Here is a 16,475-nt window from a genome sequence, read left to right as displayed (position 1 = left end):
AACAAGTCAGGCAAGGAATGTTCGCTATATAAAACAATGCCTTGATCATAAATTACTACATTTAACTTGAAAAGAACCCTATAATCGATTATTAGGCATGGATAGGTTATAGTTCTCCGAATATGATTTACTAGCCGTTACAATTACACAATTTTTTTCATAAAGTATTTTCAATCCAATAATCAGATGACAGCGGCAACTCAGAAAATAGCGTTAAGCGGCTTACCTCGGCGCCTAGTAGAGGACAATTTGCTATCTGAAGAGATTGCGCAAAAATCAATCCTGGAATCCGCAAAAAAACGCCAGCAATTTGTCTCCTTCCTGGTTGAAAATAAACTGTTGGACAGTAAAAGCATCGCACTCTCCGCTTCACAGGAATTCGGTGTGCCTCTTTTCCAACTTGATGCCCTCGACATGGCCGTGGCCCCAATAGGTCTAGTCGACGAAAAACTCATTCGCATCCACCACGCCTTACCTATATTTCGTCGGGGCAACCGACTATTTCTGGCTGTATCAGATCCCACCAACATTCAGGGCCTTGATGAGATCAAGTTTCATACCGGACTGGCGATCGAAGCGATTGTAGTGGAAGAGGAGAAACTCGTTCAGGCGATCGAGTCCGCGCTGGAGGCCAATGATACCAGCATGTCCGATTTGCTGGATGCCGACCTGGACAACCTGGATATCTCCTCCGAGGATCAAGATGCACAAAGGAAAGAGGGGGATCTGGATGTCGACGATGCGCCGGTGGTGCGCTTTGTCAACAAGATGCTGCTGGATGCCATCAACAGTGGCGCATCGGATATCCACTTTGAACCTTATGAAAAAACTTTCCGGGTTCGACTGAGACAGGATGGTATCCTGCATGAGGTCTCTTCACCTCCGGTCAATATTGCCTCCCGCCTGACCGCACGAATCAAGGTAATGTCCCGGATGAACATTGCTGAGCGACGCGTCCCCCAGGATGGCCGCATCAAAATGAAGCTGTCGCGCAATCGCGCCATTGATTTTCGTGTCAACACCTGCCCCACCCTATACGGCGAGAAAGTGGTGTTGCGTATCCTGGATCCGGCCAGTGCGCAACTCGGTATCGAGGCCCTCGGTTTTGAGCCTGAACAGCAACGGCTGTTTGAGACCGCGATCAGAAAGCCCTACGGTATGATTCTGGTCACCGGCCCTACCGGCAGCGGTAAAACAGTTTCGCTCTATACCGCGCTGAATATGCTCAATAGCGAGGGTGTGAACATATCCACAGCAGAAGATCCGGTGGAAATCCAGGTTGCCGGCATTAATCAGGTCAACGTCAATGTCAAAACCGGCCTGACCTTTGCCGAGGCACTCCGCGCCTTCCTGCGACAGGACCCGGACATTGTGATGGTGGGTGAGATCCGTGACCTGGAGACGGCAGAAATCGCCGTCAAGGCCGCTCAGACGGGCCATCTGGTGCTCTCAACCCTGCACACTAATGATGCCCCGCAGACCCTGACACGACTGGCCAACATGGGTATTCCACCCTTTAATATTGCGTCTTCGGTAATATTGATTATGGCCCAGCGACTGGCCAGGCGGCTCTGCGAGCACTGCAAGGTGGCCGACGATCTGCCCAAAGAGGCTCTGATCGAAGAGGGCTTCAAAGAGAATGAGCTGAAAAGTTTGACCGTCTATAAAGCGGTGGGATGTGACCGCTGCACTATGGGTTACAAGGGCCGTGTTGGTATATTTCAGATCATGCCCATCTCATCTGCCATGGAAAAGCTGGTGATGGAGGGGGGCAACTCATTGCAACTGGAACAACAGTCCAAGAATGAGGGCATCCTCACATTGAGGGAAGCCGGATTGAACAAAATCAGGGCGGGTGTCACCAGCCTGGAAGAGATTAACAGGGTTACCAAGGATTAACTGATATGGCCACTGCAACTGCTGCAAAAAAAGCCCCCAAGGCCGAAAAGGCCTATGTCTATACCTGGGAGGGCGCAGACAAGAAGGGTAAGCGACTCAAGGGAGAATCCCGTGCCGCCTCTCTCGCGCTGGTAAGGGCCGACCTTAGACGACAGGGCATAAATCCGTTAAAGGTAAAGAAAAAAGCCACAGCACTTTTTAACAGCAAGAAAAAAATTACCCCAGGGGATATCGCGGTATTCTCACGCCAACTGGCGACCATGATGGAATCAGGCGTCCCCCTGGTCCAGGCTTTTGATATTGTCGGTCGGGGGCACAATAATCCGGCAATGCAGGATCTGATCCTCGCCGTCAAGGCCGACGTGGAGGGGGGCACTGCGCTGGCAGAAGCGCTCGCAAAGCATCCGCTCTATTTTGACGACTTGTTCTGCAACCTGGTGCGCGCCGGTGAGGCGGCGGGTGTGCTGGAAGACCTGCTGGACAAGATTGCGACCTATAAAGAGAAAACCGAATCCATCAAGGGTAAAATCAAGAAGGCCCTCTTTTATCCGGCTGCGGTCATTCTCGTTGCAATATTGGTAACCATTCTGATTATGCTTTTCGTAATACCCCAGTTTGAAAGCCTGTTCACAAACTTCGGCGGTGATCTCCCTGCATTCACGAAGATGGTGGTAGCCATGTCCAAATGGATGACCAGCTACTGGTGGCTGTTATTGATAGGGATAATGGGAGCTGTTTATGTATTTGGCTATACCTACAAACGCTCAAGAAAAATGCGACAACAGATAGATAAGGCGCTACTTCAGTTTCCGGTTATTGGTACTATCATACACAAAGCAACCATCGCAAGATTTTCCCGTACGCTCGCTACTATGTTTGCAGCTGGGGTTCCACTAGTTGAGGCACTTGAATCTGTTGCGGGTGCCACGGGTAATATCATTTACACAGATGCAGTCCTCCGGATGCGCGAAGATGTTGCGACTGGCCAATCGCTCCAACTGACAATGAAGCAGCAGCAACTATTCCCCCATATGGTGATCCAAATGGTTGCCATTGGCGAAGAATCCGGTTCACTTGATCATATGTTATCTAAAGTAGCGGACTTTTTCGAAGAGGAAGTAGATAACGCTGTCGACGCACTCAGCAGCTTGCTCGAACCACTCATAATGGTCGTCATTGGCACTCTTGTTGGCGGTCTCGTGGTAGCCATGTATCTGCCGATCTTCAAGATGGCAGCCGTAGTTTAAAAAAACCTGGAAGCAACCGCGGTACTAATGAACTTTCTCTCGGTTTTCCAGCAAAGCCCGCTGCTTTTTGCAGTCGCCTGCACGCTCCTCGGCCTGTTCGTCGGCAGTTTCCTGAATGTAGTGGCATATCGACTTCCAAAAATGATGGAGATCGACTGGCGGAATCAATGCCATGATTTTCTGGATATCAAGAACACATCCGAAGCATCCAGCCCGCCCCTGACCCTGAGTCGCCCCGGCTCAAGCTGTCCCCATTGCGGGCACAAAATCAAAGCGTGGGAGAATATCCCTGTCATCAGCTGGCTGCTGCTGCGGGGCCACTGCTCCGAATGTAAAAAACCCATCTCCTTGCGTTATCCAGTCATCGAACTGGCGACCGGGCTGCTCTCCCTGGCAGTGGCACTCCATTTCGGTTTCAGTTGGCAGGCGGCCACGGCCCTTCCGCTGACCTGGGCCCTGATCGCCCTCACCCTGATCGATTTTGATGAGCAGTTGCTGCCCGATTCCATAGTACTCCCCATGCTCTGGCTCGGCCTGCTGCTGAGTATTTTTGGCATCTTCACCGACAGCCACTCGGCCATTATCGGTGCGGTGGCGGGTTACCTCTCGTTATGGACCGTCTTCCAGCTGTTCAAGCTACTGACCGGCAAGGAAGGCATGGGCTACGGTGATTTCAAGCTGTTCGCGCTGTTTGGCGCCTGGTTTGGCTGGCAGTCCCTGATCCAGATCATTCTGCTCTCTTCCGTGGTTGGCGCGGTAGTGGGCATTCTGCTGATAATAATTCGGGGGCGTGATCGCAATATCCCCATTCCCTTCGGACCCTACCTCGCGGCAGCCGGCTGGATCAGCCTGATCTGGGGTGACCTGATCAACGCGGCCTACCTCCAGTGGGCGGGCTTGGCCTGATCCATGTTCGTAGTCGGACTCACCGGCGGCATAGGCTGCGGAAAGAGTGCGGTAACGGATTGCTTCGCCGCGCTGGGTGTGCCCATTATCGATGCCGATGTGGTGGCAAGGGCAGTGGTTGAACCCGGCCAACCCGCACTGCGGGAGATTGGCGAGCAGTTTGGCACCGACGCACTGCTCCCCGACGGGACACTCAACCGGGTCTGGCTCAGGGAACATATCTTCTCCAATCCGGATGCCAAATCCACACTGGAGGGGATTCTGCATCCCAGGATACGCTCTGAAATGCGTCGCAGGCTGGATGAATTCGATACGCCCTATGCCATCTTCTCCATTCCGCTGCTGTTTGAAACAGGGCAAGACAAGAGCGTCGACCGCATACTGGTGGTGGACTGCGCGCCTGAACTGCAGATCAGCCGTGTCACTCGGCGGGACCAGGCAAGCGAAGCACAGACAAAGTCCATTATCGCCTCCCAGATTGACCGGAAAAGTCGCCTGGCAAAAGCCGATGATATTATCGACAACTCAGGGACTCTGGATGATCTCCGCCCGATGGTCGAACTCCTCCACCAGAAATATCTTAAACTTGCCCACTGACAAGCTTATAGTTGCCAGAATCGGTATAATGTAAAAAATTGCCGGATCCAGGCACCGGGGCAGGTGCGGTTATTAACAGACATCGATTCATGCAACCAGCCGTTTCAGACAAGATCATCTATGAGCACCCGCTCAATGAGAAAACCAGAACCTTTCTGCGTCTGGAGCATCTGTTTCGCCAGGTGGATTTTCACATCCCGCAATCCAGCACCTGGGACAGCCGGGCCGCCATCACCAGCCTGATGGACATGGTGGCCATATTTTCCCGCGCCGACATAAAGACCGATCTGATCAAGGAGTTAAAGCGGCACCAGGAGAAGCTGGCCAGCATTCGCGCCATTCCGGATATCAATGAAGAGCGCCTGGACCAGATTTTGCGCGAGCTGAATGGGGTGTCCGGCAAGCTCCAGCAGCACAGCGGGCAGTTGGGACAGGAGCTAAGAGAGAATGAGTTTCTCAAAAGCATCACCCAGCGCAGCAGCATCCCTGGGGGGAGCTGTGCCTTTGATCTACCTCTGTATCATTTCTGGCTGCAGCAGCCTTTCGAACAGCGTCACCAGGAGATTGTTGCCTGGAGGGAGACGCTGGAACCGGTTTTTACCGCGGTCAGCCTGCTGCTCTCACTCGTCCGGGGCAGTACCACGCCGACCCGTGAACTTGCTTCCAACGGTTTTTTTCAGCAGAGCCTGGATGCCCAGTCACCCGCCCAACTGATCCGCGTCGGGCTACCCCGGGAAAGCCACCTGTTTGCCGAGATCAGCGGCGGCAAGCATCGCTTCACCATCCGCTTCATGGAGCAATCGAAGGAGGAGCGCGCCACCCAGACCAAGCTGGACACCACCTTTTTCCTCAACTGCTGTATCCTTTAAAGAATATGTCTGATGCGCTGAAAAACGTACGCTGCCCAATCTGTAAGAAAGCCTTTGACTGGCACAGCAATCCGGAATCCCGCCCCTTTTGCAGCGAGCGCTGCCGACTTATCGACTTGGGGGACTGGCTGGAAGAGAAACACCGTATTCCGGACACGACCCCGGCAAAGCCGTTCCTGACGCCTGAGGATGATTACAGTTAGCCTTTCCTGATCCAGAAATGTAGACATGAGGATGGGGTTGGGGCACTCCTGCGCAATGTACCGGATTCGCCCCTCCCACGCTGTCGGGTTACGCCTTCGGCTGACGTGACCTTCTGTGTGGATTGCCGGTTCCTAATATAGGTCGATTTAGCGATTGCGTAATCCGACAATCAAGCTACTCAATTGAATTCTCATCCGCCCAGAGCGCACTGATGGCGGCTATGCCCTGACCGCCATTTTCCAGAGCTAGCTCGACATGATTCGGGCTCAAACCACCCAGGGCATACACCGGGATATTCGCCATCGCGACGATTTGGGAGAATTTGCCCCACCCCATGGGCACGGCATTCGGATGGGAAGTGGTGGGCAACACCGGGGAGAGCACACAGAAATCCACATCAATTGCCATTGCCTGCTGCAGCTCTTCCGTATTGTGACAGGAGGCGGCAACCCATTTATCGTGAGTAAGTGGTCGCTCACTCAACTCAGCCAACTGACTGCCGCTAAGATGAACACCATCCGCATTCAGCTCCACCGCCAATTCCACAGGACAATTGCAGAGCAGCTTCGCATCGTATTGCTGGCACAGTGCCAGCGCATCGGTGGCCAGCATTGAATATTCGACCCATCCAAGCCGGGGCGCTCTCAGCTGAACCAGCCGCACGCCACGAAGTAAAGATGCCTCAAGACGCCGCAAAAATTGGCCGGGAATCGCCGGGTCGGGACCGGTGATCAGATACCGGGGGGGCAGTTTCAACGCAGTGCAGATGGGCCGGTCAGCTGCCGGCATGGCGTACTGGTGCAGATTTTCAGGTAATACCCACTCAAGGGGTTGCCCTTCCAGGCCGGTAGGATCACCGCTGTACCGGAGTATTCTGTGCACGTCCAGCCGGACACTCTTATCCGAGTAGTGATAGGTGAGGTCAATCAGAGGTTGGTGAGTACTGACTTCAATACCCAGCTCTTCCCGAATCTCCCGGTGCAGCGCCTGGGAAAGGCTCTCCCCATTCTCCACCTTGCCACCTGGAAACTCCCACAGACCACCCTGATGCACATCTTCGGCGCGGCGCGTCAGCAACACACGACCGGCAGCGTCCTGGATGACGGCTACAGCGACGTGGACCGGCAGCATAAATTAAATCTTCTCAATATCGGCATTTGGCTCGTTTGTTCCTGGCTGAAGCCCCTCTTGCGCCTCTATCCAGTTGCATTGCGGGCGGCTCGACCGGAAACATTACATCGACTACGAGCGGTACTCCGCATTGATCTTCACGTAATCGTAGGAGAGATCGCAGGTCAGCACCCGCGTCATCGACTCGCCCCGCCCCAGCGCCACCCGGATAGTCAGTTCGCTCTGATCCATCACCCGCTTGCCGGCGGCTTCGGTGTAGTCATCCGCACGGCCGCCATCTCTGACAATGCAAACATCATCCAGCCAGATCTTGATCCGGTCGATATCCAGATTTTCGATCCCGGCGCGCCCCACGGCGGCAAGTATGCGCCCCCAGTTGGGATCAGAGGCAAACAGCGCTGTTTTGACCAGCGGTGAATGGGCGATGGTGTAGGCTACGTCACGGGCCTCCTGCTCACTCCCGGCCGCCTCAACCCGTACCTCAACCAGCTTGGTGGCACCTTCACCATCCAGCACAATAGCCCTGGCCAGTTGCATACAGACCTCTTCCACCACGGCGCACAACTTGAGGAAGTCAGGCGAAGTCTCGTCGGTGATAGGTGAGCACCCACTAACGCCGGACGCCATCAGCACACAGGCGTCATTCGTGGAGGTATCGCCATCAACGGTGATTGAGTTGAACGAGGGTTTGACCGCCAGTTCAAGACAGCGCTGAAGCAGGTGCCGGTCGACCAGCGCATCGGTAGCAATATAAGCCAGCATGGTCGCCATATCCGGGCGGATCATACCCGACCCCTTGGCCATGCCGGTGACCGTGATGGTCTTGCCGGCGAGTTCCAGCTGCCGGGAAACCAGTTTGGGGACCGTATCGGTGGTCATGATGGCGCGAGCCGTCCTGGCCCAGCCCTGTTCAGACAAGGCGGTGAGCGCATCGGGCACCGCCACGGCAATCCGGTCCACCGGAAGCGGTTCACCGATCACCCCGGTGGAGAAAGGCAATACCTGATTAATGGCGCAGGCTCTTGCCGCCGCGACCGCCTTACAGGACTCTCTGGACGCGCGCAGACCGGCATCGCCGGTACCTGCATTGGCATTGCCGGAATTGATCAGCAGATAGCGTGGCATCGTGGCCGAGAGGTGCTCCCGGGCAACCACCACCGGCGCCGCACAGAAGGCGTTGCGGGTAAAGACCGCCGCGCAAGTGCTGCCCTCGGCCAGTTCAATAATCACCAGATCATCGCGATCCCGATACTTGATCCCCGCGCCTGTTGCGCCGAGGCGAATACCCGGGACCGGCTGAAACTCCAACTCTTCGTTCATTGACTCGATTCCGCCAATTCTCGTTTTTGCTTAATCCACACACACCACCCTGATCAGCCGATTGATGGGCACGCTACGCTTTGCCCATCCTACTGCCCTGCCTATCCTATCCGCAGGTATATCTGGTGTGGATGCTGGCCCTGCTATTGAATACGCCCGTGGCACTGTTTGTATTTTTTACCGGAACCACAGGGGCAGGGCTCATTACGCCCCACCTTGCGATCAGACCGGACAAACGGCTGCTGCGACTCCTCGTCCGCCCCGCTTGCCGCTGCATCCTCTTCATCGCCAAAACCGCCAAAGGTTTCATGCTTGAACTGGAAATCGGCTTCATTCTGCTCATGAGCCGGAATTTCCATCATCTCCTGCGGCTGAATCCTCACCTTGGTAAGGACGACTATGATCTCCGCCTTGATGCTGTCCAACATGTTGGAGAACAGCTCATAGGCCTCCCGCTTGTACTCCTGCTTGGGGTTCTTCTGCGCATAGCCGCGCAGATGGATACCCTGCCGCAGATAATCCATTGCGGCAAGATGCTCTTTCCAGCTGGCATCCAGGATCTGCAGCATGATCGCCTTCTCATACATGCGCAGATTCTCGCTTCCCGCCAGCGCCTCTTTTTCGGCGTACTCCTGCTCCATCTGATCGATAATCCGCTGCCGCAGGGTCTCCTCGTGCAGGCTATCATCCGTGTCGAGCCACTCCTGTATCGGATAATCCAGCTCATATTCCGCCTTCAAGGCCTCGGTGAGACCGGGAATATCCCACTGCTCATCGAGACTCTCCGGCGGAATGTAGCGGTCGATCAGCGCGTTCACCACATCATGCCGGATAGAGGTGATAGAGTCGGACACATCCCCGGTATCCATCAATTCATCACGCTGCTGGTAAATCACCTTACGCTGGTCATTGGCTACATCATCGTATTCCAACAACTGCTTACGGATATCGAAGTTGCGCCCTTCCACTTTCTTCTGAGCGTTGGCAATCGCCTTGGTTACCCAGGGGTGTTCGATCGCCTCACCCTCCTCCATGCCCAGTTTCTGCATGATGGCCGACACCCGGTCGGAGGCGAAGATACGCATCAGGTTGTCTTCAAGTGAAAGATAGAATCGGGTTGAACCGGGATCACCCTGCCGTCCGGAACGGCCGCGCAACTGATTGTCCACACGTCGCGACTCGTGCCGCTCGGTGCCCACCACGTGCAGTCCGCCCGCATCCAGCACCTGCTGGTGACGCTCCTTCCAGTCAGCCCTGATCTTCTCGATAGCCTCCGGGGTGGCTGCGTCACCCAGATCGGCGATCTCCATATCCGGATTGCCACCCAGCACGATATCGGTACCGCGTCCCGCCATATTGGTGGCGATGGTCACCGCACCGGGCCGCCCGGCCTCGGCAACGATATTGGCCTCGCGCTCATGATGCTTGGCATTCAGGACCTGATGCGTGACCTTGGCCTTATCCAGCAATTCCGAGATCAGTTCGGATGTTTCAATAGAGGCTGTACCCACCAGCACCGGCTGACCCCGTTTGACACAGTCCTGAATGTCTTCAGTAATGGCCCGGTACTTTTCCGCTGCGGTCAGATACACCAGATCGCCCATGTCATCACGCACCATATCCCGGTTAGTGGGTATCACCACGACTTCCAGACCGTAGATCTGCAGGAACTCCGGCGCCTCGGTATCGGCAGTGCCGGTCATACCGGAAAGCTTGTTATACAGACGGAAATAGTTCTGGAAGGTGATCGACGCCAGGGTCTGATTCTCCTTCTGGATTTCAACCCCCTCCTTGGCCTCTACGGCCTGATGCAGGCCCTCTGACCAGCGTCGCCCCGGCATGGTGCGGCCGGTGAACTCATCGACAATGACAATCTGACCGTCGCGCACGATGTAATCGACATTTTTCTGGAACAGCGCATGGGCGCGCAACGCGGAAGTGACATGATGCATCAGGCTGATGTTGGCGGTGTCATAAAGGCTGGTCTCGGGATCGAGCAGACCCATCTCAAGCAGCATCTCTTCCACATGCTCATGCCCATCTTCACTCAGGTATACCTGCCGGGCCTTTTCGTCCACCGAGTAGTCGCCGGGACCAAAGGCCGGTTTGCCATCTTCATCCGCTTCGATAGGTTCCTGTCGGGTCAGGCGCGGAATCACCTGATCGATGCGTGTATAGAGGTCCGAACTCCCCTCGGCCGGCCCGGAGATGATCAGCGGGGTACGCGCCTCATCAATGAGGATTGAATCCACCTCATCCACCACTGCGAAGAACTTCTCCCGCTGGACGCGCTGATCGGCGCTGAAGGCCATGTTATCGCGCAGATAGTCGAAACCGTATTCGTTGTTGGTGCCGTAGGTGATATCACAGGCATAGGCTTCACGACGACTTATCGGACGCAGATGAGGATAACCGCCGCTTTTGCCATCGTAGTCGTAATCACAGGCAAAGGAAGAGTCCTCGAGTCCGGCGCCGGACGACTGAATCACCCCGACGCTCAGGCCGAGAAAGGTATAGATTTTCCCCATCCACTCCGCGTCGCGTCGGGCCAGATAATCATTGACCGTCACTACATGCACACCCTTGCCCGGCAAAGCATTGAGATAGACCGCCAGGGTTGCCACCAGAGTCTTACCTTCACCGGTGCGCATCTCGGCGATCTTGCCGTCGTTGAGGACCATACCGCCGATCATCTGCACATCGAAATGGCGCATATTCAGCACCCGACTGCCGACCTCGCGCACGACCGCGAAAGCTTCCGGCATCAGTGTATTCAGCTCCGCACCCTGTTCAAGCCGCGCCCTGAATTCTCCGGTTTTGGCTTTCAGCTCATCATCCGTAAGGGCCTGGAGCTCCGGCTCCAGTGCGTTGATCTGATCAACCACCTTCGACATCCGCTTGACGAGGCGGTCATTGCGACTGCCGAAGACCTTCCTGAGAATCTTACTGACCATGGAAAAACTCTTGCTGATATGAATTTAGGCCCACACCGGCAGAGGCCGATGCGAACAGAAAATAAAACGGTGATGATACCGTAAAAAGACTGCGATAGCAGGCATTACATACAATCAGGACGCTATCCAGTGCGGATCGTGGCGGCATGGCAGAAGCACCTGCCGTGTGGGTCAGCGTTTGGCGCTGAGATACTTGGAAGGATTGATTGTCTTGCCGTTGCGGGCTATCTCAAAGTGCACGTGGGGTCCGGTTGAACGGCCGGTAGACCCCATCAGTGCGATCGGCTGACCCTGGGTAACCAGGTCTCCCGGGGCCACCAGAATTTTGCCATTATGACCATAGCGGGTCACATAGCCACCTGAGTGCCTCACCTCGATCAGGTTCCCATAGCCACTCTTGGTCCCGGTCCAGGTAACAATACCCGAAGCAACTGCAACGACGTTCGAATTCTTTTTTCCCGCTACATCCACACCATGATGAAACGCTTTCTTGCCACTGAACGGGTCATTACGGTAACCATAGCGAGAGGATATCCAACCCTTTTCCACCGGACGTCCGGCGGGGACCAATTCTTCATTCAGCAGGTTATTGCGCATCAGACCTTCCATAAGATCCAGTTTATGCTCACGATCAGTAATAACCAGCGAGAGCTGCTCCATATCGGCTACCAGCTCAGACACACTGACCGACTGTGCCGCCTCCAATGCCTCGATTCCGCCACGGGCAGGCTCTTCATCGAAATTAAACTCGCCCTCATCCAGCTTGCCGATCTTGGCCAGATGTTCACCCAACGCGTCAATCCTCAGAATATGTGACTGCAACTGGCCAAGTCGGAGCGCCAGCGCATCCAGGTGTTCCTGAGTCCGCCCCTTGGCCTCCTGCAGTTCATCACGTTGTGCCTGTAACAGATTGCGCACCACTTCCGTGGTGTTGTCAGTTGCGGCCTGCGGTAACGACGCATCCATTCCCAACTGGTAGCCCGCCCACAGGGATCCTCCCATCAGCAGTGCAAGCACTGGCACAAGGGTAAGCATTAATTTGTACGGAGAGATCGGACGGCTGCCTTTTTTATGGCAGAACCTGGAGAGGAGTATAATCTTCATGGTAGCGTATTAGACTCACAAGTGCCTGTTTGAAAGATAAATCACCAAGACAGCAACTTCCGTGACACAATTCATCCATGAACAAACGACCGCGTCTCATCAAAGACTATTTTCAACGCAAAAATACACTCCGTGGATTACTGGAACAATCCAAAGTGCAATCGTTGTTGCTGCAGCGTATTCGCGCCCTGATTCCGCCGCCCCTGAATACACACTGCGCCGCAGTGGTACAGAAGGGTTCCCAACTGGTGCTCTACGTCGACTCGTCCACCTGGGCCAGTCGACTGCGCTTCACCACCCGGGAACTCGCCCGGCAACTGAATGCCAACGGTATAGCAACCGAGCGCATTACAGTGCGTGTACTGGTCACCAGCAACCCGCCTAAGCCGGAGCACGAGAGGACCAGGCGCCTAAGCCTGGAAAACGCGTCCCTGATTAATCAAACAGCCGCCGGGATCGAGGACAGCAATCTGAGTGAAGCCCTGATTCGCCTCGGCAAACACGCCGTTAAATCACCCGAATAACCGTCAGCTTGCCTGAACCGGTTTCATATAGGAGATGGGCACACTATCTCCCTCTTCGAAGGTCACCTCTTCCCAGGCGGACTCATCCGCTATCAGCGCCTTGAGCAGTTTGTTGTTCAGGGCGTGCCCTGATTTATAACCGCTGAACGCGCCGATCAGACTGTGTCCGAGCAGATAGAGATCACCGATGGCGTCCAGAATCTTGTGCTTGACGAACTCATCCTCGTAACGCAAGCCATCCTCGTTCAACACCCGGTAATCATCCACCACAATGGCATTGCTCATGCTTCCGCCAAGCGCCAACTCCCGCTCGCGCAGCATTTCAATGTCACGCAGGAAACCAAACGTCCTCGCGCGACTCACCTCTTTAACGAAAGAGGTGGAGGAAAAATCGATAGTGGCGGACTTGGTACGCTCGGCAAATGCCGGATGATTGAAATCAATACCAAAGGAGACCTTGAAACCGTCAAACGGTTCGAACGCCGCGAATTTGTCATCCTCCTTGACCATCACCTTGCGCTTGATGCGAATAAAGCGTTTTGCTGCATTCTGCTCTTCCACGCCCGCGGACTGGATCAGAAACACAAAGGGTCCCGCGCTACCGTCCATAATGGGAACTTCAGGGGCACTCACATCCACATAGGCGTTATCAATGCCCAGGCCGGCAAAGGCGGAAAGCAGATGCTCGACGGTGGAAATCTTCAGGCCGTCCTGTTCCAGCGTGGTGGAGAGCCGGGTATCGCCGACATTATCCGGCCGCGCCGCGATCTCGACCGGCTCATCCAGGTCAACCCGACGGAAGACCACTCCAGTGTCAATCGCCGCGGGACGCAGGGTAAGGTATACCTTCTCCCCCGTGTGCAGCCCCACCCCTGTAGCACGAATAACGTTCTTGAGCGTGCGTTGCCGTATCATGTTGCCTGTATTCCCCATTTCCCGGCTACTAAACGGCCGGATGGTATCACACATTCCGCTCATTGAGCTAAACAGAAGCCCATTAACCGCGAACTGCGCCCTATAAAAATAGTGCCAGGCTCAAACATCTACCAGATGAATACCTGCCCCCCGAATACCCATTAGGGTATTCCCTTATTAAGTACCAGCTTCACCCTTTTATTGCAAGTTTATTTCGCCCTCAGGAACGGGCACTGGCCGCTCCGGGAGCCGGTTAGCGGGTAATCCGCCACACCTGCCTTATCAAGGTGTCTGGCACTCACGCCTCAATCTGCCTGGCGCCGCAGGAATGCCGGGATATCCAGATAGTCCATGTTGTGTTCCTGTGCAGCGGCAACATAGGATTTAGCCGCCTTCCTGACCACGGTCGGGCTATCCATTTCACGATAATCAGTCGGCCCCGGTGCCACCACATCGGAATTAACCAGGCGCACCGGGGGAGCTTCTTCAATCACCGACGGCTTGATTTCCACCGTACCCACAGAGCCGAGACCGGTTGCCACGACGGTAACCCGCAATTCATCGCTCATATCGGGATCGATCACGGTACCCACAACCACAGTAGCGTCATCGCAGGCAAACTCCTTGACCGTGCTGCCCACCTCGTCGAACTCACCAATCGAGAGATCCAGACCTGCGGTGATATTCACCAGAATACCCTTGGCGCCCGCCAGATTGACATCTTCCAAAAGCGGGCTGTTGATCGCCTGTTCCGCTGCATCACGCGCCCTGTTTTCACCCTTCGCCGAGCCGGACCCCATCATCGCGGTACCCATTTCGGACATCACGGTACGGACATCTGCAAAGTCGACATTGATCAGGCCCGGACGGGTAATCAGCTCGGCAATACCCTGTACCGCACCCTGCAGCACATCGTTGGCCGACTTGAAGGCGTTCAGCAGGCTCATGTCGCGCCCCAGTACCGCCAACAGCTTTTCGTTGGGAATAGTGATCAATGAATCCACATACTGGCTCAACGCCTCGATGCCCTGATCGGCAATCTGCATTCGTTTCACGCCTTCGAACGGAAACGGCTTGGTCACCACCGCCACCGTCAGAATACCCATTTCACGGGCCACTTCGGCAACCACCGGCGCCGCTCCGGTACCCGTCCCGCCCCCCATACCGGCGGTAATAAAGACCATGTCACTGCCCTGCAGGGCCTCATGGATGCGCTCCCTGTCCTCCATGGCCGCGTCGCGCCCCACATCGGGATTGGCACCGGCGCCGAGTCCCTTGGTGATATTGGAGCCCAACTGAAGCAGCGTGCGCACCTGACTATTCTTCAGTGCCTGAGCATCGGTATTGGCACAGATAAAGTCCACCCCTTCGATGCTCGCATTCAGCATGTGGTTGACCGCATTGCCACCGCCGCCGCCGACACCAATGACTTTGATCACTGCGTTCTGACTGTATGCATCCATTAATTCGAACATGTCACTCTCTCCTCATGATCCAGGCCCTGCTACACGGCCACCTGAAAAAACCCAAAAAATGTTTAAAAACAAAACTTAAAAATTGCCCTGAAACCAGCTCTTCATGCGAGTCCAGATCGCTTTGAAATTGTTACTCCTCGGGAGATCCTGCAATCGTCCCGTCTGGTTCTGCCGCCCGAACAGCAGCAGACCGACCCCTGTCGCGTAGATCGGATTACGTACTACATCCACCAACCCCGTTACATACTGCGGAACACCCAGCCTCACCGGCATATGAAATACCTCTTCCGCCAGCTCAATCAGCCCCTCCATCTTGGAACTGCCGCCGGTCAACACAACACCTCCGGCGATCAGATCCTCAAACCCGCTGCGTCTCAGCTCAGCCTGGACCAGGCTCAGCAACTCCTCATATCTTGGTTCCACCACTTCGGCCAGAGTCTGGCGGGACAACCTCCTGGGCGGCCTCTCACCGATGCTCGGCACCTCAATGGTCTCGTCACTGGCCGCCAACTGGGTCAGTGCACAGGCATAGCGGATCTTGATCTCTTCCGCATGCTGTGTCGGCGTGCGCAAGGCCACCGCAATATCGTTGGTCACCTGGTCACCGGCAATGGGAATCACTGCGGTATGGCGTATCGAACCCTCGGTAAAGACCGCGATATCGGTGGTGCCGCCGCCAATATCCACCAGGCAGACACCCAGCTCCTTTTCATCATCGCTGAGTACGGCATAGCTTGAGCTCAACTGCTCAAGGATCAGGTCATCCACTTCAAGGCCGCAGCGCCGGACACACTTGACGATATTCTGCGCTGCGCTGACCGCCCCGGTGACCATGTGCACCCGGGCCTCCAGGCGCACGCCGGACATACCCACCGGCTCGCGGATTCCCTCCTGCTCATCGATAATGAATTCCTGTGGCAGGATGTGCAGGATCTTCTGGTCGGCGGGAATGGCCACGGCTCGTGCCGCATCAATCACCCGCTCGACATCGCCATGGGTCACTTCCCGGTCCTTGATCGCCACGATGCCGTGGGAGTTGAGGCTGCGAACATGATTTCCCGCAATGCCGGCATGCACAGAATGAATCTCGCAACCAGCCATCAGTTCGGCCTCTTCCAGGGCCCGCTGAATCGACTGAACAGTGGATTCGATATTCACCACCACACCCTTCTTCATCCCGCGCGACGGATGTGAACCGATGCCAATAATCTCAATCTGATTATCCGGCTTGATCTCACCCACGATGGCCACCACCTTTGAGGTGCCGACATCGAGCCCGACAATCAGGTTTTTTTCTGTCTTTTTGGTCATTAAAACCGTTCCTCTGCAA

Annotated in this window: 14 protein-coding genes; 7 read left to right on the top strand and 7 right to left on the bottom strand. The window is 55.3% G+C overall.

The genetic code is table 11. The features are described from left to right. The first annotated feature begins 186 nt into the window (after window positions 1-186). The 6 genes from pilB to ACHZBF_RS01530 all read left to right on the top strand — a co-directional run bounded on the left by pilB (window position 187) and on the right by ACHZBF_RS01530 (window position 5,721). Window positions 187-1,899: a type IV-A pilus assembly ATPase PilB gene (gene pilB / locus ACHZBF_RS01555; protein ID WP_273438852.1), complete on the top strand. Its 1,713-nt coding sequence runs from the start codon at window positions 187-189 to the stop codon at window positions 1,897-1,899. Window positions 1,900-1,904: 5 nt separating this feature from the next. Beyond that, a complete protein-coding gene (locus ACHZBF_RS01550) occupies window positions 1,905-3,146 on the top strand; it encodes a type II secretion system F family protein (protein ID WP_321527466.1) in 1,242 nt (413 codons plus the stop codon). A 27-nt stretch (window positions 3,147-3,173) separates the two neighbouring features. Further along, on the top strand, window positions 3,174-4,052 hold the full coding sequence (locus tag ACHZBF_RS01545) for a prepilin peptidase (protein WP_273438849.1): 879 nt from the start codon (window positions 3,174-3,176) through the stop codon (window positions 4,050-4,052). Between the two features lie 3 nt (window positions 4,053-4,055). Further along, window positions 4,056-4,649 carry a dephospho-CoA kinase gene (coaE, locus tag ACHZBF_RS01540; RefSeq protein ID WP_273438847.1) on the top strand — a complete coding sequence of 198 codons (594 nt, stop codon included), beginning with the start codon at window positions 4,056-4,058 and terminating at the stop codon, window positions 4,647-4,649. A gap of 89 nt (window positions 4,650-4,738) precedes the next feature. Next, window positions 4,739-5,518, top strand: a complete 780-nt coding sequence (gene zapD / locus ACHZBF_RS01535) for a cell division protein ZapD (RefSeq protein ID WP_321527465.1) — start codon at window positions 4,739-4,741, stop codon at window positions 5,516-5,518. 5 nt (window positions 5,519-5,523) lie between these two features. After that, on the top strand, window positions 5,524-5,721 hold the full coding sequence (locus tag ACHZBF_RS01530; RefSeq protein ID WP_273438844.1) for a DNA gyrase inhibitor YacG: 198 nt from the start codon (window positions 5,524-5,526) through the stop codon (window positions 5,719-5,721). A gap of 175 nt (window positions 5,722-5,896) precedes the next feature. Here the strand turns inward: ACHZBF_RS01530 and ACHZBF_RS01525 are convergent, their stop codons facing one another. The 4 genes from ACHZBF_RS01525 to ACHZBF_RS01510 form a co-directional block, all read right to left on the bottom strand. Beyond that, complete coding sequence (locus tag ACHZBF_RS01525) at window positions 5,897-6,853, bottom strand: Nudix family hydrolase (protein ID WP_321527464.1); 957 nt, start codon at window positions 6,851-6,853, stop codon at window positions 5,897-5,899. Between the two features lie 111 nt (window positions 6,854-6,964). After that, entirely contained in the window at window positions 6,965-8,173 is a 1,209-nt protein-coding gene (gene argJ / locus ACHZBF_RS01520) for a bifunctional glutamate N-acetyltransferase/amino-acid acetyltransferase ArgJ (protein ID WP_029133318.1), read from the bottom strand. Window positions 8,174-8,316: 143 nt separating this feature from the next. Next, complete coding sequence (secA, locus tag ACHZBF_RS01515; protein WP_029133319.1) at window positions 8,317-11,127, bottom strand: preprotein translocase subunit SecA; 2,811 nt, start codon at window positions 11,125-11,127, stop codon at window positions 8,317-8,319. Between the two features lie 171 nt (window positions 11,128-11,298). Then, window positions 11,299-12,231 carry a M23 family metallopeptidase gene (locus ACHZBF_RS01510; RefSeq protein WP_029133320.1) on the bottom strand — a complete coding sequence of 311 codons (933 nt, stop codon included), beginning with the start codon at window positions 12,229-12,231 and terminating at the stop codon, window positions 11,299-11,301. 77 nt (window positions 12,232-12,308) lie between these two features. Here ACHZBF_RS01510 and ACHZBF_RS01505 point away from each other — a divergent pair, with 77 nt between their 5' ends. After that, a complete protein-coding gene (locus ACHZBF_RS01505) occupies window positions 12,309-12,755 on the top strand; it encodes a DUF721 domain-containing protein (RefSeq protein ID WP_321527463.1) in 447 nt (148 codons plus the stop codon). Between the two features lie 3 nt (window positions 12,756-12,758). On the opposite strand, the gene lpxC is transcribed toward ACHZBF_RS01505, so the two are convergent. The 3 genes from lpxC to ftsA form a co-directional block, all read right to left on the bottom strand. Further along, window positions 12,759-13,670, bottom strand: a complete 912-nt coding sequence (gene lpxC, locus ACHZBF_RS01500) for a UDP-3-O-acyl-N-acetylglucosamine deacetylase (protein ID WP_321527462.1) — start codon at window positions 13,668-13,670, stop codon at window positions 12,759-12,761. A 305-nt stretch (window positions 13,671-13,975) separates the two neighbouring features. Further along, the gene (ftsZ, locus tag ACHZBF_RS01495; protein WP_029133323.1) at window positions 13,976-15,145 is read right to left on the bottom strand and encodes a cell division protein FtsZ; all 1,170 of its coding nucleotides are present in this window, start codon (window positions 15,143-15,145) and stop codon (window positions 13,976-13,978) included. 75 nt (window positions 15,146-15,220) lie between these two features. Beyond that, window positions 15,221-16,456 (bottom strand): cell division protein FtsA, encoded by a 1,236-nt coding sequence (gene ftsA / locus ACHZBF_RS01490; RefSeq protein ID WP_029133324.1) that lies wholly within the window; start codon window positions 16,454-16,456, stop codon window positions 15,221-15,223. Between the last annotated feature and the right edge of the window lie 19 nt (window positions 16,457-16,475).

The sequence above is a fragment of the Sedimenticola selenatireducens genome (assembly GCF_963675335.2).
Classification (GTDB): Bacteria; Pseudomonadota; Gammaproteobacteria; order Chromatiales; family Chromatiaceae; genus Sedimenticola; species Sedimenticola selenatireducens.
The sequence above is the reverse complement of the archived record's forward strand: the minus strand, read 5'-3'. Positions and strand labels throughout refer to the sequence as shown.